Source organism: Colwellia sp. BRX8-7 (assembly GCF_014077275.1).
Lineage (GTDB): Bacteria > Pseudomonadota > Gammaproteobacteria > Enterobacterales > Alteromonadaceae > Colwellia_A.
The window spans coordinates 1-23,802 of the sequence record NZ_JACGVP010000028.1 but is presented as its reverse complement, the minus strand read 5'-3'; the positions used below and the strand labels follow the sequence as shown (position 1 = coordinate 23,802).

Annotated in this window: 27 protein-coding genes and 1 pseudogene; 13 read left to right on the top strand and 15 right to left on the bottom strand. The window is 37.6% G+C overall.

The window, feature by feature from the left end:
• The 3 genes from H4J57_RS18520 to H4J57_RS18510 form a co-directional block, all read left to right on the top strand.
• Window positions 1-912 (top strand): succinylglutamate desuccinylase/aspartoacylase family protein (locus H4J57_RS18520; RefSeq protein ID WP_182243860.1); only part of this gene is annotated, 912 nt, incomplete at its 5' end.
• A gap of 8 nt (window positions 913-920) precedes the next feature.
• Entirely contained in the window at window positions 921-1,355 is a 435-nt protein-coding gene (locus H4J57_RS18515) for a RimK/LysX family protein (protein ID WP_182218225.1), read from the top strand.
• Between the two features lie 24 nt (window positions 1,356-1,379).
• A complete protein-coding gene (locus H4J57_RS18510) occupies window positions 1,380-2,249 on the top strand; it encodes a mechanosensitive ion channel family protein (protein ID WP_182218223.1) in 870 nt (289 codons plus the stop codon).
• Between the two features lie 88 nt (window positions 2,250-2,337).
• Here the strand turns inward: H4J57_RS18510 and H4J57_RS20185 are convergent, their stop codons facing one another.
• From H4J57_RS20185 to H4J57_RS18500, 3 genes are all read right to left on the bottom strand, one after another.
• Window positions 2,338-2,847 (bottom strand): mechanosensitive ion channel domain-containing protein, encoded by a 510-nt coding sequence (locus H4J57_RS20185; protein WP_409049413.1) that lies wholly within the window; start codon window positions 2,845-2,847, stop codon window positions 2,338-2,340.
• A 77-nt stretch (window positions 2,848-2,924) separates the two neighbouring features.
• Window positions 2,925-3,194 carry a hypothetical protein gene (locus H4J57_RS20180; protein WP_259366895.1) on the bottom strand — a complete coding sequence of 90 codons (270 nt, stop codon included), beginning with the start codon at window positions 3,192-3,194 and terminating at the stop codon, window positions 2,925-2,927.
• A 26-nt stretch (window positions 3,195-3,220) separates the two neighbouring features.
• The gene (locus H4J57_RS18500; RefSeq protein ID WP_259366896.1) at window positions 3,221-3,754 is read right to left on the bottom strand and encodes a phospholipid-binding protein MlaC; all 534 of its coding nucleotides are present in this window, start codon (window positions 3,752-3,754) and stop codon (window positions 3,221-3,223) included.
• Window positions 3,755-4,257: 503 nt separating this feature from the next.
• Between H4J57_RS18500 and H4J57_RS18495 the strand changes: the two genes are divergently transcribed.
• The 3 genes from H4J57_RS18495 to H4J57_RS18485 all read left to right on the top strand — a co-directional run bounded on the left by H4J57_RS18495 (window position 4,258) and on the right by H4J57_RS18485 (window position 5,800).
• Window positions 4,258-4,581 (top strand): hypothetical protein, encoded by a 324-nt coding sequence (locus H4J57_RS18495; protein WP_182218218.1) that lies wholly within the window; start codon window positions 4,258-4,260, stop codon window positions 4,579-4,581.
• A 116-nt stretch (window positions 4,582-4,697) separates the two neighbouring features.
• Complete coding sequence (locus H4J57_RS18490; protein ID WP_070374424.1) at window positions 4,698-4,904, top strand: cold-shock protein; 207 nt, start codon at window positions 4,698-4,700, stop codon at window positions 4,902-4,904.
• A 305-nt stretch (window positions 4,905-5,209) separates the two neighbouring features.
• Window positions 5,210-5,800, top strand: coding sequence for a LysE family translocator (locus H4J57_RS18485; RefSeq protein WP_182218216.1), 591 nt, complete (start codon window positions 5,210-5,212; stop codon window positions 5,798-5,800).
• 111 nt (window positions 5,801-5,911) lie between these two features.
• Here the strand turns inward: H4J57_RS18485 and H4J57_RS18480 are convergent, their stop codons facing one another.
• From H4J57_RS18480 to H4J57_RS18465, 4 genes are all read right to left on the bottom strand, one after another.
• The gene (locus tag H4J57_RS18480; RefSeq protein ID WP_182218215.1) at window positions 5,912-7,207 is read right to left on the bottom strand and encodes a Xaa-Pro peptidase family protein; all 1,296 of its coding nucleotides are present in this window, start codon (window positions 7,205-7,207) and stop codon (window positions 5,912-5,914) included.
• A gap of 124 nt (window positions 7,208-7,331) precedes the next feature.
• Window positions 7,332-7,940 carry a PilZ domain-containing protein gene (locus tag H4J57_RS18475; protein ID WP_070374421.1) on the bottom strand — a complete coding sequence of 203 codons (609 nt, stop codon included), beginning with the start codon at window positions 7,938-7,940 and terminating at the stop codon, window positions 7,332-7,334.
• Window positions 7,941-7,952: 12 nt separating this feature from the next.
• Entirely contained in the window at window positions 7,953-8,567 is a 615-nt protein-coding gene (locus H4J57_RS18470; protein ID WP_182218213.1) for a TetR/AcrR family transcriptional regulator, read from the bottom strand.
• Window positions 8,568-8,579: 12 nt separating this feature from the next.
• Window positions 8,580-9,806, bottom strand: coding sequence for a threonine/serine exporter ThrE family protein (locus H4J57_RS18465; RefSeq protein WP_070374419.1), 1,227 nt, complete (start codon window positions 9,804-9,806; stop codon window positions 8,580-8,582).
• A gap of 100 nt (window positions 9,807-9,906) precedes the next feature.
• Here H4J57_RS18465 and H4J57_RS18460 point away from each other — a divergent pair, with 100 nt between their 5' ends.
• The 3 genes from H4J57_RS18460 (at window position 9,907) to H4J57_RS18450 (ending at window position 12,247) form a co-directional block, all read left to right on the top strand.
• A complete protein-coding gene (locus H4J57_RS18460; RefSeq protein ID WP_157470829.1) occupies window positions 9,907-10,080 on the top strand; it encodes a hypothetical protein in 174 nt (57 codons plus the stop codon).
• A 127-nt stretch (window positions 10,081-10,207) separates the two neighbouring features.
• Window positions 10,208-10,978: a class II aldolase/adducin family protein gene (locus H4J57_RS18455; protein WP_182243859.1), complete on the top strand. Its 771-nt coding sequence runs from the start codon at window positions 10,208-10,210 to the stop codon at window positions 10,976-10,978.
• Between the two features lie 84 nt (window positions 10,979-11,062).
• Window positions 11,063-12,247 carry a mandelate racemase/muconate lactonizing enzyme family protein gene (locus H4J57_RS18450; RefSeq protein WP_182243858.1) on the top strand — a complete coding sequence of 395 codons (1,185 nt, stop codon included), beginning with the start codon at window positions 11,063-11,065 and terminating at the stop codon, window positions 12,245-12,247.
• A gap of 59 nt (window positions 12,248-12,306) precedes the next feature.
• Here H4J57_RS18450 and H4J57_RS18445 read toward each other — a convergent pair whose 3' ends face one another.
• The 4 genes from H4J57_RS18445 to H4J57_RS18430 all read right to left on the bottom strand — a co-directional run bounded on the left by H4J57_RS18445 (window position 12,307) and on the right by H4J57_RS18430 (window position 16,177).
• Window positions 12,307-12,765 carry an Lrp/AsnC family transcriptional regulator gene (locus H4J57_RS18445; RefSeq protein WP_182243857.1) on the bottom strand — a complete coding sequence of 153 codons (459 nt, stop codon included), beginning with the start codon at window positions 12,763-12,765 and terminating at the stop codon, window positions 12,307-12,309.
• Between the two features lie 82 nt (window positions 12,766-12,847).
• Window positions 12,848-13,714: an amidohydrolase gene (locus H4J57_RS18440; RefSeq protein ID WP_182243856.1), complete on the bottom strand. Its 867-nt coding sequence runs from the start codon at window positions 13,712-13,714 to the stop codon at window positions 12,848-12,850.
• Window positions 13,715-13,894: 180 nt separating this feature from the next.
• The gene (locus H4J57_RS18435; RefSeq protein ID WP_182243855.1) at window positions 13,895-14,632 is read right to left on the bottom strand and encodes an SDR family NAD(P)-dependent oxidoreductase; all 738 of its coding nucleotides are present in this window, start codon (window positions 14,630-14,632) and stop codon (window positions 13,895-13,897) included.
• A gap of 33 nt (window positions 14,633-14,665) precedes the next feature.
• Window positions 14,666-16,177 carry a dipeptidase gene (locus tag H4J57_RS18430; protein ID WP_182243854.1) on the bottom strand — a complete coding sequence of 504 codons (1,512 nt, stop codon included), beginning with the start codon at window positions 16,175-16,177 and terminating at the stop codon, window positions 14,666-14,668.
• A gap of 248 nt (window positions 16,178-16,425) precedes the next feature.
• On the opposite strand from H4J57_RS18430, the gene H4J57_RS18425 reads away from it, so the two are divergent.
• Entirely contained in the window at window positions 16,426-16,908 is a 483-nt protein-coding gene (locus H4J57_RS18425; RefSeq protein WP_182218202.1) for a GNAT family N-acetyltransferase, read from the top strand.
• Between the two features lie 55 nt (window positions 16,909-16,963).
• Here H4J57_RS18425 and H4J57_RS18420 read toward each other — a convergent pair whose 3' ends face one another.
• Window positions 16,964-17,137: a DUF3545 family protein gene (locus tag H4J57_RS18420; protein ID WP_157470826.1), complete on the bottom strand. Its 174-nt coding sequence runs from the start codon at window positions 17,135-17,137 to the stop codon at window positions 16,964-16,966.
• A 172-nt stretch (window positions 17,138-17,309) separates the two neighbouring features.
• Here H4J57_RS18420 and H4J57_RS18415 point away from each other — a divergent pair, with 172 nt between their 5' ends.
• Complete coding sequence (locus H4J57_RS18415; protein ID WP_070374411.1) at window positions 17,310-17,558, top strand: hypothetical protein; 249 nt, start codon at window positions 17,310-17,312, stop codon at window positions 17,556-17,558.
• A 189-nt stretch (window positions 17,559-17,747) separates the two neighbouring features.
• Window positions 17,748-18,086 carry a DUF1294 domain-containing protein gene (locus tag H4J57_RS18410; protein ID WP_182243853.1) on the top strand — a complete coding sequence of 113 codons (339 nt, stop codon included), beginning with the start codon at window positions 17,748-17,750 and terminating at the stop codon, window positions 18,084-18,086.
• A gap of 64 nt (window positions 18,087-18,150) precedes the next feature.
• Here H4J57_RS18410 and H4J57_RS18405 read toward each other — a convergent pair whose 3' ends face one another.
• Together H4J57_RS18405 and H4J57_RS18400 are read right to left on the bottom strand one after the other, a co-directional pair.
• Entirely contained in the window at window positions 18,151-20,184 is a 2,034-nt protein-coding gene (locus H4J57_RS18405) for a glycoside hydrolase family 97 protein (RefSeq protein ID WP_182243852.1), read from the bottom strand.
• Window positions 20,185-20,772: 588 nt separating this feature from the next.
• Window positions 20,773-22,137 (bottom strand): MATE family efflux transporter, encoded by a 1,365-nt coding sequence (locus tag H4J57_RS18400; RefSeq protein ID WP_182243851.1) that lies wholly within the window; start codon window positions 22,135-22,137, stop codon window positions 20,773-20,775.
• A 117-nt stretch (window positions 22,138-22,254) separates the two neighbouring features.
• On the opposite strand from H4J57_RS18400, the gene H4J57_RS18395 reads away from it, so the two are divergent.
• Window positions 22,255-23,172, top strand: a complete 918-nt coding sequence (locus H4J57_RS18395) for an AraC family transcriptional regulator (RefSeq protein ID WP_182243850.1) — start codon at window positions 22,255-22,257, stop codon at window positions 23,170-23,172.
• Window positions 23,173-23,515: 343 nt separating this feature from the next.
• On the opposite strand, the pseudogene H4J57_RS18390 reads toward H4J57_RS18395, so the two are convergent.
• Window positions 23,516-23,802: pseudogene (locus H4J57_RS18390) on the bottom strand (transposase); the annotation flags it as partial.

Sequence of the window (23,802 nt, the reverse complement as noted above, 5' to 3'; positions counted from 1 at the left end):
ATTCGCGCTAAAAAACCGGGGCCCACTATTTTTTTGAGTGCGGCGGTACATGGCGACGAATTAAATGGTATTGAAATTATTCGACGCTTGATCCACGAAAAGAAACTTAAAATAACGCGAGGCACGGTTATTGCTGTTCCTATGGTTAATGTTTATGGCGTAGTCAATCAAAGTCGCTATATGCCTGACCGTCGTGATCTAAATCGCTGTTTTCCCGGCTCTGCGAAAGGCTCTTTAGCAGGACGCGTTGCTTATATATTTCTCAACGAAATCGTTAAGCATTGTGATTACGGTATCGATTTACATACTGGGGCAATTCATCGTTCAAACCTGCCACAAATTAGGGCGGATATGTCTGATCCCGATACCAAAGCCTTGGCGGAAGTGTTTGGCGTGCCGGTTGTGTTGAATTCTACTTTAGTTGACGGCTCGTTAAGAGAATCAGCCGTTAAAAGCGAAACGAAAATACTCTTATATGAAGCGGGTGAAGCGCTGCGTTTTGATGAGTTTTCAATTCGAGCGGGCATGAAAGGTATCTTAAATGTATTACAGCATTTAGGTATGACCAGAAAAGTTGTCCGCACCAAGAAGAAAAAACGTATGCCGTTTATTGCTAATGGCAGCCAATGGGTACGCGCTAACGCTAGTGGTATTGTTCATAATATTGTAAATTTGGGCGATCAGATCACTAAAGGTCAAGTGTTAGCCGAAATTGGTAGTCCATACGGTGCAATATTTGATTCGGTTAAAGCAACACGCTCAGGCATTTTAATTGGTAAGCAAAACATACCTTTAGTTCAAGAAGGTGAAGCCATGTTTCATGTCGCTTATTTCAGTGAAAATGATGAAGAAATTGCAGGTCATATTGAAAATGTGCAAGAGCAGCTTTTACCTGAAAATGACGACAGTTAGGAAACCGTATGAAAAAAGCGAATAAAGTTGTTATCGGGCGTTTAGAGTCAATAGCTTTGCCAGACTTAGCTATTGATGACTTACAAGTGCGAGTTGATACCGGCGCAAAAACGTCGTCGTTACATGTTGATAATATTAAAAAATTAATTATTGATGGCGTACATAGTGTGACGTTTGATCTACACCCTGATATGCATAATGTGGATGCCATGCAGAAATGTACGGCGCCCATTAGCGATATGCGTAAAGTTAAATCGTCAAATGGCACTACAGAGCAACGCTACGTTATAGAAACCCCCATCGTACTTGGCGAAGACAGGTGGTCAATTGAAATAACCTTAACAGATCGCTCTGATATGAGTTATTTAATGCTGTTAGGAAGAGAAGCACTGGGTAAACGCTTTCTTGTTGACCCATCAAAAGTCTTTTTAGGATCAAAATAAAAAGTCGTTAAATTAAGGGATTTTATGAACTTTACACAAATAAAAGAAATCTTATCTACTAAGGTTATTACTATTGCTGATCAACCAGTAACATTGGGTGGGTTACTGTTAATTCCGCTAATTATTTACCTTGGGTTGTTACTCACTAAGTGGGGCGTAAGGTTTATAACCAAGCGTTTAACGACCAAAAAAACTGATCCAAATATTATACACTTATTACAGCGTGTTTTTTATGTGATTGCGATAGTTATATTGTTGATCACCACCTTAGATTTGATTAATGTGCCGATCACCGCTTTTGCCTTTTTATCGGGTGCAATCGCGATTGGTTTTGGTTTTGGCGCACAAAACATTATTAACAACTTTATCAGTGGTTGGATTTTAATGTGGGAACGACCTATTAAAATTGGTGACTTTTTAGAAGTTGAAAATGCCAAAGGTGTCGTAGAAGAAATTAACACCCGTTCAACCCGTATTAGACGTGTTGATGGTGTTCATCTGCTTATTCCTAACAGTAAACTACTTGAAAATACGGTAGTGAATTGGACGCTTCGAGATAGTTTAGTGAGAACAAGTGTTTCTGTTGGGGTTGCTTATGGTACTCGGGCTAGAAAAGTAGCGGATCTTATTTTAGAAGCGACACTGGCACAAAAAGAAGTATTGACCACGCCAATGCCCGTCGTTGTTTTTGAAGACTTTGGTGATAATTCATTAGTGTTTTATGTAAATTTTTGGATAAACTCAACTGGAGAAACGGCTTTAAGAGTGACTAGAAGTAATATTCGATTTCGATTAGAGGAATTGTTTGAAGAGAATAATATTGTTGTTGCTTTTCCGCAACGCGATGTGCACCTCGATGGCACGCTTACTTTATTGAATAACGATAAAAAATAATTTAATTTATCAAAATGTTAGCGTCTAAAAAGTCACTCAGTCAAGAAGTAAATCGTGATTGAGTGACTTGATAATTAGTGATATTACATTAGTTTGATAAAGTTGACGAAACCATTTTTTGCTTAAACCACAATGTCATAAAATCAGCAGTTAACTTCTGCTCTATTTCTAATGCTATCTCTGTTGGGCAAAATATAGTAAAAAATATTTGCGTATCACCAACCTCAGAAGTTGCTACTTGAATATGTGGCTCAGGGCCTGTGATGTTGACCTCTAAACGGTTTTCAATCAGTTGGTTATAGCGGATTGCAACTTCTTTAAAGTCACTACAATATAAACTTGCTCTAGTATACAACTCATCAATAAACTCGAAGGGATTAACACTGTCATCTCTGACAATGGTAAAATGATGCATTGCATATCGTTTTAAAAAGTTAAGGTTTTTAATAACCGAAGTAATTAGCTGGCTATTGGGTAGGTATAGCGTTTTACCTGTGTATTGATAATCATCTACATTTACCTCTAACAGTGTTAGTTTTGCCCAGTCTGTTGAATGCACTTCGCCGTAATGATTGCCAACTTGTACCCAGTCACCAATACGAAATGGTCGACTTGACAGGATATAAACAAAACCAATAAAACATTGAATAAACTCTCTGGTTGCTAAGACAATTGCTACAATAAAGCAGCAATCGAAAAAGCAAATTTTTGAATTTCTTCAGACCAAATATTAAAAACCATCACGATTATTAATACCGTAAATATATTATTGACTACATTGATTTGTAATCTTTTATCTTGTTTTGATTTTCGTTTTATTCTTCTTACAATGAGATATTTAATCATATAAAAAATAGAAATAAACAATAGCGCAATAACAAATTTATTATTAGCGAGTACTGCTGAAAGTGCTTTGAAATTATTCGTATGATTAAGCCATTCCATTAGAACGATTGTACCTACCTTGATTTTTATAAAGAAGTGAGGCTTCTTTGATTAATACTTTTTAGATGTAACAGTGTACCTTCGACACCTAACTTACTGAAACTTGAATTTATTTCTTTTTGCTTTGCATCTAATAAACTAATGCCTTCAATGATGATATCAAAGAACTGCCAAGTGCCTTCTTTTGATATCAGTAACTTTACTACCGCTTTGTTGACTTTACTTTCACCGGTAATCGTTATGTTGACCATCGACATTTTACCACTTTTTGATAATGACCCTGTACCGATGGTCATTGACTCACCACTATATTTACTTAATAAGTTGGTATAAGTATTTATTAATTGATTTGATAACTCAGTCACAAACTCAGTCCTAAGTTCGGCAGATAGTTTGGGCAAATTTTGATTAATAACTTTATAACTGAAATATTGAATATCTACCTCAGGCAGAAGATATTGGGTTAATACACTTCTGATATTGCTTTTAGTGAATTGATTGTTACTTTTTAAAATTAATAAAGCCGATTCTATTTGACCAAAAACTGCCTTAGTCTTCATCTCTGGGGTATCTGTTTTCGCTACCGCTAAATAGGAAATACAAAGACTTAATAACAAAAAAATGACAAGATATATATTTACGTTTTTTTTGTATGATTTTTTCATTTTTATTGTGGTTAGTTATATAATAATTATGCGGATTATAGACTTACGAGAGAAACAATCAAGCGTAATAAATGACAACCTTTAATCAAAATAAGTGATTAAACTTAGAATTTTAAATAATATAATCTCATTGTAGGAAAGTTATGGTGAACATTGAACATTGAATATGAGGCAGTGGCGGTTTTGTCGACCAATAAGATGGGCATTCATTAAGTAATATTATTAAAAAAGTAACAATAATTCATCATTGCTCTGGGCTATTAAAATAGAGACTGTTTACTCAGAGGCATTCACTGTATAATAATTTTTTAAGCAGGCTAGTTATACTGACTTGCTTCTCCTGTAAAATGATAGCCTGTTGGCATTATCAGATAATATTATAAGAGCTAAATAATTTAATGAAACCATATTCAGATATTGCCGAATTAATAGAAATGTTAGGATCGGAAATAACATTACTTACCAATACTATTGCTACTTTAAAGCAAGAACCACAAAGTTTTAATGAACAAATTATTTTTAAGTATATTGATACGGGTAGTACAGGTAAAACAAAAGATTTTGTAAGATCATTAGGCGTAAAAGCTGAACGTGGCTCATTCTTTTCATCCGGTGATGTGAGTAAACTAATAAAAGATGGTGCTGAAGATGTTTCACCTGAATTACTTGATATAGCTCGAAAAGTAGTCAATATGAAAAAGAAAGGTGGCGCGCACCGTTAATTATAAATACAGTCTATAATGTTAAATATAGTTTGTATTAATAAGATTCAAATCCTGACTTGTAATGGTGATAGCAAGTTAGGTTTATATTTTTCACCAATGATAAAGAGAGTGTTATGAGTAAAGGTATAGTTAAGTGGTTTAATGCGGATAAAGGTTTCGGATTTATTACTCCAGAAGACGGCAGTAAAGATTTGTTTGTTCATCATTCAGAAATCCAATCTGGCGGTGAATACGCTACATTGGCTGACGGCCAAGCTGTTGAGTTTGAAGTTGGACAAGGACAAAAAGGTCCATGTGCAAATAAAGTTGTTGCTATCTAAGCAATAATATATAACAAATGGGTAAGATGGGAGGGCTATGTTCACCCACTTACCTATGCGTTATAGATATTTTTCTATGCGTTATCCCCATGTAAAATGATACATCTACCCAGCCTTCTTTGATCTTTGCCACTACCAAGGGTTAAGTCATCCAGCCTCTATATTTAGTACTTAAAACTCCTATATTAATAATAAGCGCCCTTAGGTGATTTTCCAGTATAACTTTGTGATATAACATCTGAGCATTTAAGTGAAAATAGCTTGAAATTTAACCTGTCTCTCAAACAATTAAGAGCAAAATAACAATGAATATAGACATACTATCAGCCTTAACTATTTTTGCCTTTGTGTCTTCAATAACACCAGGGCCAAATAACTTGATGTTAATGAATTCTGGTGCAAATTATGGTTTCAAAAAAACAACCCCTCACTTATTAGGAGTTGGCATTGGATTTACACTGATGATTGCTTTAGTTGGGCTAGGTGTTATTCAATTATTTGATCGTTTCCCGGTGAGTTATCAAATACTAAAAGTGGTCAGTATTGTTTATTTACTCTACTTAGCATTCAAAATAGCTAGCTCTACCAGTCATGTCGAACAACAAACGTCAAATCATAAACCTTTTAGCTTTATTCAAGCTGTTTTATTTCAATGGGTTAACCCTAAAGCTTGGACAATGGCGCTAACGTCAATAAGCCTTTATGCTCCATCTAAGAGTTTTACCTCGGTGTTGTTAGTGGCGATTGTCTTTGGGCTAATCAATTTACCCTGCATCAGTTCTTGGGTTGTTTTAGGGCAGAAAATACAAGTGTTGTTAACTAACCAAAAACGCTTGAGAGTTTTTAATATTACCATGGCACTTTTATTGGTTATTTCATTGTATCCTGCGTTATAAAAACAGGAGGAGTAAGGAAGATCCGTTACTCCTTTTTTTTAGGATAAAGTGAAGCCACTGTTACTGATGAGTTTGCTAAAAAACAGTCTACTGTAGATTATAAATAGTGTGTTAAGCGAGTTTAGCAAGCTTACCTAACGGAGAATCTAGCGAGTCTGGGGGAATAGTAAACCACTGTGGGCCTTTATCGGTCATGTAAATACAGTCTTCAAGTCTTACACCAAATTCGCCAGGTATATAAATGCCAGGCTCATTAGAAAAACACATACCAGCTGTTAACTTTTCTTGTTCACCATGAACAAAATTAACGCTTTCATGACCTTCCATACCTATGCCATGACCAGTTCTGTGCGACAAACCTGGTAATTTATAATCAGGACCGAATCCTTGTGCTTGATAGTATTTTCGTACCGCATCGTCAACAGTACCCGCAGCATTACCTATTTGCGCTTGCTCAAAGGCTATTTTTTGGCCGGTACGTACCGTTTGCCAAACATCACGTTGACGCTTTGTTGGCTCACCCATCACAAAGGTTCGGCTAATGTCTGACTGATAACCATGGACATTACAGCCACAGTCCATTAATACAATAGAACCTTCTTTAATTAGATGCTTCTTTTTACTGCCATGAGGGAAAGCACTTGCTTGATCTATTAAGGCCATATTCCACGCGCCTTTTCCCCCTAACGTAGCTTGTGCATTACTCATCAAGCTTTTAACCTGTGCAGAAGTCATACCCACTTCTAACTTTGAATATACCTCGCTATAGGCTAATAGTGTTACCTCATTAGCTTTATGCATCAGTTGCAATTCATGGTGACTTTTAATAATGCGACAACCACGCGTAACGGGTTCTGCGCTGACATGTTGAAGAGTTGATAATAAACTCATTACACCGTGTTGAACAAAATAACGTACCGAGTTTTCAAAACCAATCGTCCCTTTGGTAAGGCTAATACCTCGGTCTGCTAGTATTTGTTTGATACGCTCGAACGGGCTTTCATGCTCTTGCCAAACACGAATGTCGCCATCAATAGCTAAACTTTCTTGAATACTAGGCTCTTCAAAAAAGGGACAAACTACCGCCACTTTACCTTGTTGAGGGATCACTAAAGCTGTTAAGCGTTCGCTGCGCCACCATTGAATACCAGAGAAATAATCCATGGCGGCACCGGGCTCAATAATAAGCGCAGAAATATTCATTTGCTGCATTAATTGCTGAGCTTTTACTATCCGAGCTTCACGCTCTGCAGAAGTAATGCCAGCAACATCTTTGGTGATGTCTTTTAGTACTTGGCTATTTGACTGACTTTCTTTCGTTGATGAGGCAAATGCTGAAGCTGATACGGATAACGCAGCAATGCTTGCACCACCCGCTTTTAAAAAAGATCTTTTATTCATGTTCATAACTATCTTCCTGAAATTTTATGGTGATCACGCTAACGGTTTTTGACTTACTCAACAAGGAATAGGCGCTAAAGTGTGCTTTATATCAGCTAGACTTAACGGAGAAATACTTTTACGCGCTAAATTACTTTTCTTTTGCTGATAGCTCATTGCGCTGTTGCGCTAAAACCTGCAACTGTTTTGATTGCTGATGAAGACTACAACGTACTAATATTTCACGGTCTTCTTCTCTAATATGATGATAAATAACTTTGTAGCTAGTGAGTTCATCGCTTGTAGTTGTTGCTGAAATTATTTCCCCACAACAGTAAATTGCACAATTATCATCAAGGAGAAATATTTTCAAGGTAATAAATTGGCCGGTATCAAAAAGATTTTTACTGGTAAAAATAACGCCGCCACCACCAAAATGAGTGCCTTGGTAACGTTGCATTTCGTTGTCTTGCTCGCTCAAAATATAACTAACCAGTAAGTCTATTTTTTTAGCTTGATGATGTAAATAATCAACTAATTGTCCCGCAACGCTACCAAGGGTTTGCAGTGGGCGCAATGCAGCTTGGTCAAGGGTGACTATTTCAGAGGCCATTTTAAACGGCATCGGCATGGTGTTCATAAAACATTGATAACTTGGCGCTGTATCGGTTTCAATGATAGTTGCATTGACATTGAAAGGATAACTAATAGAAAAAAACTGGTCAAACTGAGCGGTTTTATTGTTATTGTCTTCAGACATGCCTAACCCTTATTATAATTTTTGTTGGTGAATAAAAACCTTGACGACACATTCACACATTTCATCAATATGGCTGGTATCAAGGTAAATTCCATCAATTAGTAAACGCACAATACCGTGCAATGTACCCCAAGTTACCTGTGCTAAACGTAAGCTATTTTCGTCTTCAATCAATAAGCCTTGTTGCTGCCAAGTTTTGGTCATTTCTAGTTGGTAATTAAAACTAGGATAAGCGATATCACGCAAAGCTTGATCGCTATTGTTTTTTTTCCAAATTGTTTTACCAAACATTAATTCGTAAATTGAAGCATTTTCGGTAGCAAATGTTATGTACTGATGAACAAACTGACGAAATTTTTCTTCTCCTGAAAGCTCTTTATCGTCAAATATAGCATTAGAAATACTTGTCCATTGAATAAACCCCAGTGCAGCTATCGCACAAAGTAAATCATTTTTATTTTTGAAGTGGTGATAGGTTGCTGTACGAGAAACACCAATACGCTCAGCAAGTTTACGTAATGACAGTCCTTCAATTCCTGCCTCTTCAATCATCTCGGCGCCCGTTTCAACGAGAGAACTGCGTAAGTCGCCATGGTGATATGCTGTCTTTTTGTTAACTGGTTTCATTAGCGTACTTTATTACAACGTTTTACGAGAAGGTAAGGCAACATTTGAAAAAACAAGGCCAGCGACAAGCGACATAAAAATTAGGAAGGCTTCAGAACCAATATTATTAGTATTTAACATATTCACTCCGGATACCGCACTGTTTAAGCCGATATAAACTTTACTTCCAGGCACCAGCACGACTAAACCTAATAGCTTAACAATGCTTGAAGGTAATCTCATAATACGTGAGAATAAATTAGCATACATACCTAAAACAAAGGCACCAACGAAAGCGCCAAGCGCGGGGCCTAAGTAAGCGGCACCAATAATGCTAGCACCAAATGCAACATAGCCAGAAATAATTCCCCATGGAGCGTCTTTTTTACGGACGCGAAATAATATAACTAAGCTTATAGATAAAGTGGTCACTGCCGCCCATGCTGTCCAAACAGGCATGCTGGCGGGGGTAACATATAACACTTCGCCCCAAAATAACTTTCCTAACGCCATGCCTAATACCGCGCCAAAATAAAGCTTAAATAGCATCATTACCGCGTCCATAATACGCGCAGTACCCGACATTAGATGTCGAGCGGCTAACTCAGCTAAGCCTAGTGTTAATGCTAAGCCGGGTATAAAAGCAATGATGGCTGAAAGAATAACCAAGGGCATATTAATACTTGGGTCAATTAGCGTAATGGCCGAGGCTAGTAGGGCGGTGGTAATGGCTGCAATTGGTTCTAAAGTTTCGGTAACTCGGCGTGAGTATTCGGCCCAAAAGGTAAATAAGCAAACAACAAAGCCTAATAATACCGACCAAAATACATCGTTCCAGCTGGTGTGCATTAGCATCGAAAAAGCACCACTTGAAGCACCAAACGCTAAAAAGGTAAGAAAACGACCGTAAGGGTTGGGTTTATTAGCGATATCATCAAGTCGTTCAATGGCCTCAGATAACGTGCGTTGACCCGAACTTAATTCATCAACTAGTTCATCTGTTCGTGCCAGTGAACCTAAATCAAGATCACCTGGCTTTACTCGAATAACATGATTATATTGTTGGTTCTCTTCATCTTCAGATAAGACAAAAGTCAGAGCCGTGGGTGTGATGATAAAACATGCTTTTAATTCGAGAAATGTCGAAACATCTTGAAGATGTGCTTCAAGACGATAAGCAGGCGTGCCAAACTTATGCAAAGCTTTGCCTAATCTTATAATAAAGCGTCGCTTCTCAGCAAAGTTATCAGGTGCAGTCATATTGTTGTTTACATATTTTTGCTTGTTATCTTGCTATGGTAATTGAATAATTAGCTAATGCAATGTGCAATTGGTTTAGAGATTAATAATAGGAGAAATAATGACTTTAATCATGATTTTATTAGCTGTTTTTGCCGGTATTGCCTTAATGGTTATTTTAGGTGAGCGTTTTGGCAAACCTATGGGTGAAGAAGAGCAAGCTAAGTATTCAAAAATCATTCCTATTTTGGTGTTTGTTTTACTCATTGGTAGTTTAATTAAGATGTTTATTTAATTGATACCAATTTGCTTAACTTAGCTGATTTTTATCTAGCCTTTAATTGTAATTTATTACACTAGCGGTTTGATTTGTATTATCGATGATTTAAAATTATAGAATAATAATTCTTTAAAGGACTTTAATGTTAACTATCCCACAGATTAACTTAAAAAATAAAGTGTCAGCACAAGAGTGGCAAACACGCATCGATTTAGCGGCTTGTTATCGTCTTATCGCTATGCATGGCTGGGATGATTTAATTTATACTCATATCTCAGCACGCATACCTGATTCTGAGCATTTACTCATTAATGCTTTCGGTTTAGCTTTTGATGAAATTACCGCATCGAATCTGGTTAAAATAGATATAGCAGGTAATATTATTGACCCAGCATGTCCTTTTGAAATTAACCCTGCAGGTTTTACTATTCATAGCGCTGTCCATGAAGCTCGCCATGACGCGCAATGTGTCTTGCATTTACACACTAATGAAACCATTGCGGTGGCAAGTTTACAAGAAGGTTTGTTGCCGTTAAGTCAATACGCTATGTTCGCACTGGCTTCTCTTAGCTATCATGATTACGAAGGTTTAGCGGTAAATGCTGACGAAAAACTTCGCTTACAAAATAACTTGGGCTCGGCAAACTTTATGCTATTAAGAAACCATGGTGGTTTAACTTTAGGTGAAACCATTGGCGATGCTTTTATGCATATGTATGATTTAACACGTGCTTGTCAAGTACAACTACAAGTAATGGCAACCGGTATGGCAACCATTTTAGTCGATCAAAGCATTGTTGATGGTATAAAATCGCAAGCAAATATCGTTCATACGGGCAGTACCGGCGGTCAAAAGGCTTGGCCGGCGATGGTCAGGAAAGTCTATCGCGCTGATCCTAGCTTTGCGACCTAATAATAAAGTTGTCTTTACACCTCGTTATGCCGCTATTGAAATAAGTTCTCTGCGACAAACACTCACATATTTAGAGAAGATAAAATGAAAGTCACTCACGTAGAAATTTTTGATATTGAATGTCCAGCTCGCGCCGGTTGGAACCCTGTTTTTATTCGTGTTCATACCGATGAAGGTATCTCGGGGGTTGGTGAAGCAGGTCTTGCTTACGATTGGGGGCATAGTGCTGCAGCGGCGATGATTAAAGAAATTACCGAAGCAGTTTTAATTGGTTTTGACCCTTTTAGAACCGAATTGTTATGGTCTCGAATGCTGCGCGAAAGTTTCTGGGGATTAGGTGGTGGGCCGGTGCTTTATTCTGCAATGAGTGCTATTGATACCGCACTTTGGGATATTAAAGGTAAGGCATTAGGTGTGCCTGTCTATCAACTGCTTGGCGGCAAAGTTAATGATAAATTACGTACCTACGCTAGCCAATTACAGTTTGATTGGGACGTTGAAGTTAAGAAGTTATTTTTACCAGAAGAATATGCTGAAGCTGCATTAAAAGCGGTAGCTGAAGGCTACGACGCGGTAAAAGTAGATCCTATTGTTTATAATGCCGATGGCACATCATCGTTCGATCGCACTAAATTATTTACCAAGCCGCAGATGCGTTTATTTGGAGACCGATTACGCGCTATTCGTGATGCCGTCGGTGAAGATGTTGATATTATTTTCGAATCACATTCATTAATGGGCGCTGCTTCTGCGATTCAAATGGGTGAAATTGTTGAAGAAGTTGGCTGTATGATGTACGAAGAGCCGGTTAATTATTTAAACGCGAAAGTGCATAAAAAAGTGGCTGAACGGGTTAATGTCCCCATTGCCGGTGGTGAACGTTTATATCATCGTTGGGATGTACGCCAATATTTTGAAGATCAAAGTATTGATGTGCTTCAGCCCGATGTGGGTTTATGTGGTGGTTTTACCGAGTCTAAAAAAGTCTGTGACTATGCTGATGTCTACGATATTCGTATTCAAGCCCATGTTTGTGGCGGCCCAGTAGCAACAGCAGCGTCTTTGCATTTAGAAACGGCAATTCCTAACTTTTTAATCCATGAGCATCATACTTATGCGACTAAGCATTGGAATCGTGAATTGTGTTTGCAAGACCCACAACCGATAAATGGCTTTTTCCAAGTGACAGAAGTACCAGGTTTAGGCATTGAATTAAATGATGAAGTCGTGAAACGCTCACCGCATGTTACGGTTAATTCATTAAAGTAATCAGCTTCAATGTCTGAAGGTAAAAAGGATGGCTAATCGCCATCCTTTTTTATCACGCGTTAGATATAATCAACGGGTAGTGCGGTCGTATATTTAATTTCTTCCATGGCAAAGCTTGAGCTAATATCGGCAAAGCTGGCTTGGCCGATGAGTTTTTTATAAAAAGCATCGTAGGCTTTCATATCAGAAACAACGACACGTAGTAAATAGTCTACTTCGCCACTCATTCGATAAAACTCGGTAATTTCTGGAAACTCTTTTGAATTGATACTGAAATCATCAAGCCAATCAGAATTATGCTGGTTGGTTTTAATCATCACAAAAACGGTTAAGCCAACATTTAACTTTTCAGGATCGGCCAAGGCAACCCGCCCTTTTATAACACCATTTTTCTCCATAGTTTGAATACGTCGCCAGCATGGGGTTGTTGAAAGCCCCACTTGAGCGGCAACCTCACTGACTGGCTGCGTACAGTCATTTTGTAAGATTTTAAGAATTTTTCTGTCGAAGTTATCCATTAATTCACCATAAAAGTGCGAGGTAATGAAATAGTATTTTATCTAAGGTCTTATGGGTAGATTTTTCTTCTTAATTTATGGCTTAAATAGGGATTTTGTAGATGCGCAAGGCATTTTTATAACATAATAATTCAAGCTCAGTTGTTGATAATGGTTGGTTTTCGAAATGGAACATCCAGTTTTTTTGATAACTACTTTTAAATAAACACAAAGGAAAATTACTGGCTAGCATGGTTTTATCTAAACCAAAGGTAGCTAAACAATGTTTGATGACATGCTGTTGCCACGGGTCACTATATTGGCGATTAACCATTTCAAACCCCGAGCATTTAATGGCAACATTTTCATAACCACTTAGTGCTTGTATGCCACTTTGCCAATTTTGCCATTGTTTACTGTCAATATCTTCGGGTGGCCAACCTGCATGATTAATGACTAATTTTAATGCCGGCAGTTCATTGATAACCGCTATTAATTGCTCGGTCGCTACCACATCAGTTAACGCCATTTGGCATTCAAAAATCAACTGCTGCTGGGAAAGTCGGGCTAAGTTTTCCTTAACGTGCGGATTTGATAAATATGCGCAGGCATTTTCATCTAGAATGTCACGAACACCGACTACGGACTCAAATTTATCAAGCTTATCTAGTATTTGTTGAAACTCGCTTGTTGGTAAAAGTAAATTAACGCCAGCAATAGCTCTAAAGGGTAGGGAACAGCTATCTTCTAACCAAGCAATTTCTCGCCAAGGCTGTTGATTATCAAATCCGGCTTCGATGTGAACAAAACCCGCAAGTTGCAGAGGAACAGATAAAGCTAAGTCCTTTTCTGTGAAACTTTGTCTAATGGTTTTTTTATCTGACCAGTAAGGTGGACTATCAGTTTTTAACCACTGATAGTGGCCTTGTTCAAGGTTAAATAAATGCAAGTGAGGATCAATTATTTTCATATTACCCTATGTTCATTAAGGCCTGAACTGAAATGTATCATTGAAAACATCCTGTTGAATTTTCCTTCAGAGAAGTTGCCACTTAGTTGTTATTACCAACAAAAAAAAGGGTATCGCAATTTCTAGTATTCTCTTTTAACTGTCGTTAAACGCTAGCTGTTGTTATAACTACCAAGTGAATTATTGCGCAGTATAACCACCATCAATCACTTGTAAACTACCAGTGATAAACTTAGCTTTATCTGATGCTAAAAAATAAACTAACTCAGCGACTTCTTCGGGTTGACCTAAACGACCTAACGGCTGTAAAGCCGCTTCTTCAGCGTGAACCTCTGCTTTGTTAGCGCCAGAGCGTTGACAATAATGATCAATCGCTTGATGATACAAAGGGGTCTCTATTGTGCCGGGGCACACAGCATTGGCACGAATGTTAAAGCTAGCGTAATCAAGCGCGGTGGTTTTTGCTATCGAAGCGAGCGCGACTTTACTAATGTTATAGGCAAATGAATTTTGCTTGGCAATTAATGCTTGGTCAGATGCCATTAAGATAATAGCGCCATTTTTATTGGCTTTCATATGGGGTAGTACCGCTTTTATCGCGGCATACGCGCCCTTAACATTAATGTTAAGGACTTTATCTAAATCAGCGGCTGACGTGTTCTCAATATTTCCTGAAAAGTGAATGCCAGCATTTGAGACTAAAGCATCAATAGTCGCTGTTTTAGCTATATTACTGATAATACTTTGTACTTGCTCAACATTACTGATGTCACAGTTAATATCAGCACCGCGCAGTGTGGCAAGGTTGCTTGGTTGTAAGTCTAAATTAAAAACCTGATAGCCTTTATCCGTAAATAATTTCACTATGCTTAGACCAATACCTGAACTTCCTCCGGTAACAATACATGTTTTTTTCATAACCTCTCCTGTTCTTTAGTACTGCACTACTCGTTACTGTGTTTTGGCTGCAGCCATTTCAACTAAAGCGGCGGTATACATTTTTAAATTTAAAACGAACTGTTTCATGGTAATAAATTCATGCTCAGAATGGCCGGTATAATTAGCATTTGGCATTGATGGCCCAAAGCTTACTGCATTTGGAAATAAGCGTGAATTTGTGCCGCCACCGATAGCAATAGGCTTAGCGTCCTTTATACCGGTAAAGTGTGAAAATACAGCCAGTAATGTGTCAATATGTGGTGCATCGTTTTGAATAAAAGGGTCACCAATATAATGTTCAAGCTCGGTAATGTCAGCCATATTTGTTAGCTTCCAAGTCGCGATGACGTGATTAATTTCTTCCGTTAGCTGTTGCGCTGATTTACCACGCGGACGACGAATATTAATATTCAATTCAATATTATTTTTCAATTGCTTAATAACCGTGGGTGAAACCGTCATAGGTCCCATAAAGTCATCACTGTAGGCTATGTTACCAAACTTTTTCCCTTCTAAACCTAAACCAATATTATCATTAATAAAGTTAACTAATGTACCTGCACCATTGCTAGGCCAGCGAGTTTGCGATAATAAACCCGCTAAAAATGGAATGGCATTTAGGCCTTCTTCTGGCTTCGATGAGTGAGCTGATTTTCCTAATGCAGTAATCGTTAAGGTGCTTCCTTTTAATTCTAAATCAAAACTAACACCTTGATATTCTCTTGCCTTATCCATTAGTTGTTGCAGTAAACTAAGGTCAGCATTTTCAATCACCACTTTAGCATCTTCAGGTATTTGACTACCAAAAAAACCACCACTAAATTCACTGAGGTAAGCATCTAAACCGGTATATTTATTTTTATTAAAGGCTATTTTTATTGTCCCGTAGCCTTTTTCAGCGGTGACAACAGGGTATTCAGCGTCAATGGTAATATTGATTTGTGGCAATGTATGGGTCTTAATATAAGCTTCTAATGGACCCCAGTCTGATTCCTCTGCCATGTAAACATACAATTCAATACGCTTGTCGAGCGTTATATTTTTGTCTTTAATGGCTTTCATTGCAAAGAGCGCGGTTGATATTGGCCCTTTATCATCTTCGGTACCGCGAGCGATAAGTTTGCCGGGCTCTGAAGTTGTATCAAGTTCAAACGGAGATTTTTGCCATTTTTTGGGGTTTACTGGTTGTACGTCACCGTGGGTAATTATTCCTAAGCGCTCTGTGCTTTCGCCTAAGCCAATAACAACAACATAACCGTCGTCGGTATAATCAAAGCCTAAATCTTCAGCTTGTTTTTTTAATTCGGCTTTAAAAGCTATATGTTCAGGGTTGTCATTAGCCGAAACACCATCAATTGCTAAGGTATTGTATTTTACTAACTCGGCTAAGCTAGCAACCATAGATTTTTGATAGGTTTGCACGGCGTAATCGGCGGTTAACTTTGCTGTCGAGCTGACCTCTGCTGAAAATACCGGTAAAGTGATAAAGGTGAATAAGGCGAGTGAAGCTATTTTATTGAACACAGACTTTCCTTTTTTAATGGCGATAACTCATTTGTTATATTGTATCGATAAAGTGATTTACTAAACAGAGACAAACTTTAAAAAGTTTACCAGAAGTGTTTAATTATCTTTTAATCTCTTACTTAGAGCTAATTTTTGATATTAGTTCAACCTTGTTGTTTATTTATGTGACATTGCAGGGCAGGTGTTTAAATATCTTGGTACTGGTATGCTATGGAAAAAATTAATGAAGAAAATAAGGAAGTAAAATGTCTGAGATAACGATACGTGAAGCAAGCATAGATGATGCCGAACTTTTATTCACTTTTATTAAAGAACTCGCTATTTATGAAAAAGCTGAACATGAAGTGTACGCAACAGTTGAAACCATAAAAGACAGTATGTTTAGTACAAATACACAAGTACACGGCTTAATTTGTGAACTCGATGGTGTGGCTATTGGCATGGCGATTTATTTTTATAATTATTCAACGTGGTTAGCAAAGTCAGGTTTATACCTTGAAGATTTATACGTAACGCCAGAGCATAGAGGGAAAGGTGCGGGTTTAAAATTATTAAAAAACATGGCAAAAACCGCTATTGATAATGATTGTGCACGTTTTGAATGGAGCTGTTTAGATTGGAATAAGCCCTCACGTGATTTTTATCAAGCGATAGGTGCTGTGTCTCAAGATGAATGGGTAGGTTACCGTATGACTGGCAAAACCTTGGTTGATTTTGCCCAATCATAACGGATTAAATTATGCAGAGTTTGGAGTAATGTCTACTTACTCCAAACGCTAATGATTAAGACGAGTAATCTTGTAAATCATGAAGCTCTTGGCGTAATCGTTTTCTATCTTTATACGTTTCAATTTCTCGCCACTTTCTTTTTCGTGAGCGCGATTCTTTTTGATCCGTGAGTAAACCGTCGAAAAGGCTAAATATTTCATCATATTCATCAAAGTTATTATGTTCCATGAGTATCCCTTATTGAGCTTTATTTAGTTAACGTGAGGCACTTTACAAGTTGAATATGACTTTTTTCTTACTAAATTGTGACAATTAAAATACCTTTAGCTTTATCGATGTTGAGCAAAAAAATAAAGCTTGGCTATACTTGTTTTTATAGTGTTTTTTTAAAGAGTTAGCGATGACAAAAAGTAGTGATATAGAAATAATTTCTCAAGCAGAATTAGACAACCTATTACGTATTAATGAGTTTATAGAGCAAGTCGATGAGAATTCGTTAGTCAGTGAACTAAAACTCGCCATATTAGACTCGGGTAAATTAGAATTAACGCAATGGGAAAGCTTGCGGGATCATATTCGAGAAATAGAGGAGCTTATTCCTCATATCGACTTGATTATTAAACTCAAGAAAGAACGCCCATCTAGTTGATTTTAAAAACTTATCGTCAATTGATATTTAACAAGTAAGAAAGTGAATCAAAACCGACTATTGTTAAATAATCGGTTTTTTTAATTTTATCTTCAACCAGTATATCGATGAACTCTTATCGATAAACTATGGTAACCATCGCGAATGACTAGCGTTGTGCTTACAAAGTATATTGTGCGAGCTATAAATATGTTTTCAAAAAGTGTCGTTTTTTTATTTTTAATGGCTCTTGGTCTGCTCTTTATGATGCAAGAAATAGCGTTATGGGTGCTAGTGAGTTACTTGATCTTAAGTTTACTAACATTTGTACTTTATGGCATCGACAAAAGAAATGCGATAAAAGAGCTATGGCGCATCTCAGAAAAAACACTACAGGTCTTTGCGCTACTTGGCGGATGGCCAGGAGCGCTATTAGCTCAACAAGCTTTTCGACATAAAACCCAAAAACGGTCTTTTATTTTTGTGCTCTGGCTCGCTATTTTTATTAATGTTGTGGCTTTGGGGTATTCTCGGTATCTGGGGTTGTAAAAAGAGTAGCACAAGTAAGACTTATGCTACTCTTTACGCTGTTTAAATTATAAATATCAATTGATTATAATGCTTTGAAACGAATCGCAGCACCGCCACTTGTCGCCAAGGGTAAGACTAATTGGTCGTTAGCGGTGACTTGCCTGTTTTCAATGATCATTTCATAGGGATTGTTAATCCACTCTGCGTTTTTACCATCGCGATAAATTTGTGCTTGATAGCGCTTATTCTTATCAAGAAAATTTAACGGCAATGTTAACGTGCGTGCTTGCTCATCGGTTAATGCGCCAATAAACCAATCATCACCCCCCCTTTCTTGACGAGCAAAAGCAACATATTCACCGACCTCACCAGCAATCGCTATACTCTCATGCCAATCGGTTGGTACATCTTTAATAAATTGAAATGCGGCTAAATTTGCTTGATAGTTTTTAGGTAAATCAGCCGCCATTTGAATAGGGCTATAAAGCACCACGTATAATGCTAATTGTTTTGCTAGCGTAGTTTGTGGGCGATTACTTTTATCACCCAAGCCATTAAAACTCATATCGAAGATGCCTGGTGTAAAATCCATTGGTCCAGCTAACATGCGAGTAAAGGGTAAAATGGTGGTATGCTCAGGCGGGTTTGGTGGTGTGCCCCAAGCATTAAATTCTTGGCCGCGAGCGCCTTCTCTTGAAATCCAGTTAGGGTAGGTTCTGCGCAAACCGGTATCTTTAATCGGTTCATGGGTGTTAATACTAATTTTGTATTTCGCTGCTTCAGTAATACTGTGTAAATACTCACTCACCATGAACTGGCCGTCATGCCATTCTTTGTGAACTATGCCTTTTTCATCAATGCGTTTAATATCGCCACCGTCAGCAACATAACCTGTTTTTACTTGTCTTACGCCGTACTTTTCATAAAGTGCATAAGCATCACTCATTTGATTACGATAATTAGTCACATTACCTGAGGTTTCATGGTGGCCAATTAATTGAACCCCTTTCTTTTCACCGTAAGCTGATACGGCAGCAATATCAAAATCATCATAAGCTTTACTGAAATTAAACACGTCGCCGTTGAAAAACCAGTCGCCATCCCAGCCTAGGTTCCAGCCTTCAACCAAAACCCCAGAAAAACCATGTTCAGCGGCAAAGTCGATATAACGCATGGTTTCACTGGTGGTTGCACCGTGTTTGTCGCCACTGCCCCAGGTGTTGGCGTTAATGTGCATTCCCCACCAAATCCCCAAATATTTAGCCGGTTCAACCCAAGATACATCACCTAATTTATTCGGTTCATTAAGGTTTAATATCAGGTCAGAATTGAGTAAGCCAACCGCATCTTTACTGACTTGAATAGTACGCCATGGACTTTTGAAATTGGTTTTTGTTTTAACTAAGGTGCCGTCTGACCAAGGTGTTAAATCGGCTTTTAAGACACCAGGACGCTTTTGGTTAATCGTCATAGCAGCATAATCAACTAATGCCGCTTCATGAATACTAAGGTGAATGCCCGAGTCTAGTTTAAAAGTAAAAGGTGTATGGGCGCGGTCAACCGAAGCTAGCTTGGTGGTATTATAAATGTATTCATAACGATTCCAGCCACGTGCTGGAATCCACCATGCGGTCGCTTTATCCGCGTCGTTTACAACAAATTCGGTGAATTCATTAATGATTTCAACGTGATCAATATCTTGTTGTTTTGGCACTTCGTAACGAAAACCAATGCCGTCATTAAACAATCGAAAACGTACCTTGAATTCTTTAGTGTGTTTTTTATTATTTCTTGAAAAAGTCACTAATAATTCATTGTGTTCATCAGTCACATTTTTACGTTCACCCCAAGGTAATTGCCATACCTCTTTGGCTGATTGGGTTTCACTCGATGAAATAGTAAAACCGTCACTAAAAGCGATAGTATCTTTGAATGCTAGGCCTAAGCGGGAGGGTTTTATAATGCTTTCACCTAAAAAGCTCATTTCGTAATTAGGTTTTCCTTGGTCACTAACACTGAGAATTATTTTTCCGTCGGGTGACGCTAACTTAAGGGTTTGTGCAAATAAACTGTGAGATGAAATCAGTAAAGCAAGGCTGAGTATAATTTTTTTCATAGATATTCCTGATGTTTTTTTATTACATCAAGCATAAAGGACTGACACCAATTTACAGCTAAGCTACATACGTATTCATAAGTTTATCGCTAATTAATCACTCATTAGTGTAGAAGCCAAATAAAGATCGAAACAAAAAAAACAAGCAAGCCGACTTATACCGTTGAGCAAAAATGGGCTTTTCTGAATAAAGATAGAAAAAATGTGGCAGTAAGTTTTATTTATTAAAAAAGTACCCGAAACACTCCAAATAAAGTTGGAACCTGACGTCTCGTATAAGTGAACCTTAATAATCATTCGAAACACATCATTAAATAACTGTGTTAACGTGTTCTGCGAGCGCATTGCGGAATAAGATCAGTCAAAATATCAAACGTCAACTTTCAGATCTTAAAGCTGACATAAATTTTAATTCTATGGCTATAGGGGGCGTTTTCGCCATAGAACTAATACTCTATTTCATCTGAATTTTAGAAAAGGTGAGTGACTGCAATGTAGATTTTACGACTTTCTGATTTGATTACAACTTGGAAATATACATTAGTTACTCAAGTTTTAGCTGTGTGCAACTTAATCGAATTGGTTCAACTAGGCAACACTTTCAGCCGTTAGGTTTTTTAACCAAAGCTTCGTTCTCATTCTGAAAACAAACATAAATGCTTTAGTTATTTCTTCAGAGTAAGAGATGAGAACTACCCAATATAGTGGTAACTTAAAGTAAAATGCCGCCGCCAACGTTAATGGAATGCTTAAAATCCACATGCCTGATATATCAATTAACATGCAATATTTGTTATCACCACCTGCGCGTAATATCCCCATAGACATAGTTAAGTTAAATACTTTCAAGCAAGTGCCAAAGGTGATCAATACAAAAACATCATGGGACAGTGCCATTGTTTCTGGAGACAAATTGCTATAAGGCATAAAGACTAAAGACTCACATTGAAGTAAAATCAAGGCTAATAAAAAGGTAACAATTGGCGCACTAATGGCGTAATGTTTTGCTAAAATCCATGCCGTTATAAATTCGTTTCTACCTAAGCGCTGCCCAACTAAAATAGCGCAAGCAGAAGCAAAACCAAAAAAGAATGAAACCAATAATCCTTCCATTGGCGCTAATAGACTCATTACAGCAAGTTCTTGTGTTCCAATACGTCCATATATCAGTTGATATACAAAAGTGCCTAGTGACCACACGCCAAAACTTAGCATCATAGGCCAAACTAAGGTGAGTAATTTAGTCCACTCTTGTTTGTTATAAAAACTAGCACAAAAGAAGGTTGTTGGAAAAATACTGTGCTTAACCTTTGCTAAGTAGACCAGTATTAATAAAGCATGAAGTGCTCGCGCAATTAGTGTTGCTAGCGCAGCGCCAATAACACCCATTGGCTCTATACCTAAGCCACCTTTGATTAACCAATAGTTTAAAAGAATATTGGTAATAATAGCGATGGTACTAATTAACATGGGGAAGACTACTTGCCCAAGACCCCTTAACGCGTTTTCAAATATCATCACAATGACAACAAAAATTAAGCTAGGCATGGTCAGCCAAAGGTAGTTTGTTCCTGCTTTTATAACGCTGGGATCTGTTGTGGCAATCCCCATGATATTGTCAGAAAACAAGAAAGTAATGAGTAATATAGGCAGTAAAATCCCTGCTGCAATAACAAGTGTTTTAACAATGACTTGTCTAATCACACCAATTTGACCCGCGCCAAAGTGTTGCGCAGATAAAGTACCAACACCTGAAGCGAGTCCCGCTAAAATGATTAAAAAAACAAATTGAATTCTGTTACCCAGCCCAACAGAAGCAACGGCCGTATCGCCTAAATGCCCAACCATCATTATGTCACTCATGCCTAGCATGGTGACCAATATGCTTTGTAAAGAGATAGGCCAAGCTAATTTAATGCTTTGCTTTAATGATGAAGGTTCGATGTTACGCATTGGTTTTAGTCATTAGGGGTTACTATAATATTGCATAGAATTATAAAATATAGTGATAAAAAAAACATAATTGAAATTGTCATGTATCATGTTTAAAACTATCATTTTGGTAATTCTATGTGGCAAGATATTTTAAATATTCATCCTGATTGTATTGAGGACTTTATTAATTTTGATAAATTACCAGGGCAAGCTGATAGTTTCATAGCCTTTGCGGGGTTGTCGTATTTACAAACTGAATATCAAATAGGCAAAATAGGTAAAGGAGAAGTTTGTTTAGGTAATGAAAACAGCAATAGGCATGTTCATTACTTAATTTCTACTCATGCAGGGGAGGGAAAGATCAAGTTTGGTAACAACGAATATTTAGTTAAACCCGGCAGTGTGCTTTTACTGCCAGCAGGAACCCCTTTTTTGTATGAACTTTCGGGGAAATATTGGGATATGTGTTGGCTATTACTGCATGACTGTTCTGAATATAAGTTTGTTCATCAACTTCAACCTTCCGTTTATTCCAGTGCGAATGCAGAGAAACTTTATCAAACGATGTCACTTATTAGAGAATTCAAACACGGCGAGAGTATGTATCAATCAGATATTGTACTGCGCTTAGTCGAAGTTTTAATTTATCAAATTGCGCAAACACTGAACATGGGGCAGCAACTAACAAAGCAACAACAAAAATTTCACTCTCTAATACGTCGTGTAAATAAGCAATTGCAACTGCCGTGGACTGTTAAGCAATTAGCTGCAGAAATGCATATGTCTGAGCCGCATTTCTTTCGTTTATGTAAGAAAGAAATGGGGATGACACCAATCAAACTATTAACTCACACTCGCCTAGAATACGCTTGCTACTTACTTCGTTATACACAATATAATCTTGATCAAATAGCTGACACCGTAGGCTATGGCGATAGTGCAAGCTTTGCTCACCGTTTTAAGAAAGACTATGGTTTAAGCCCTGGTCGCTGGCGTAAAGAACAGAAAAATACTTTTCAACATAATGCCATTGAAAATGATGAGCAAAGATAATATTTAGGTCTGAAATTACTATGCCACCCATGATAATTCTAGCAATAAGAAATTACTATGCCACCCATAATAATTCTAGCAATAATAATGCTCTGAAATAAATTACTATGCCACCCATGATAAAAAAAATTACTATGCCACCCATAATAATGCTACGCAATGATAATGCTCTAAAACACGCTATCCATTGGTCAACAACAATGCATGTATTTCATCTTGTAAGCCTTTGCATATCGATTTTTATAGATGTTGATTAAATGAGTGAATTTCAGGCAAGTTTACTTCTCCCCAAGGTAGCCGTGTTTTCTTGTGGTCTTAGTGCTGTTTTTGCATGTAGTTAAGTTTACGCGCTATTCAAACAAGCTTGTGCATTTGCTTTACCGTGTGCTCGCTTTAACCCTACGTGCTCAGTAAATTCACACAAATGCTCTGCGGTGCCGACTGCGCCCGTGAATATACCTTCAAAGTTTGTGGTGAGTTTGAGCCAACTGTCATCGCTGATGTGAAGTCTTGACAGAATATTTGCGATTTTAGTCTCGATAGCGCCTCGTTTGTCTGCTCTTATTACGCGACCTGTTTCATCTACAAGGGTTAAATAGTCCTTCAAACTAAAGCGGATACCGGAGGTTT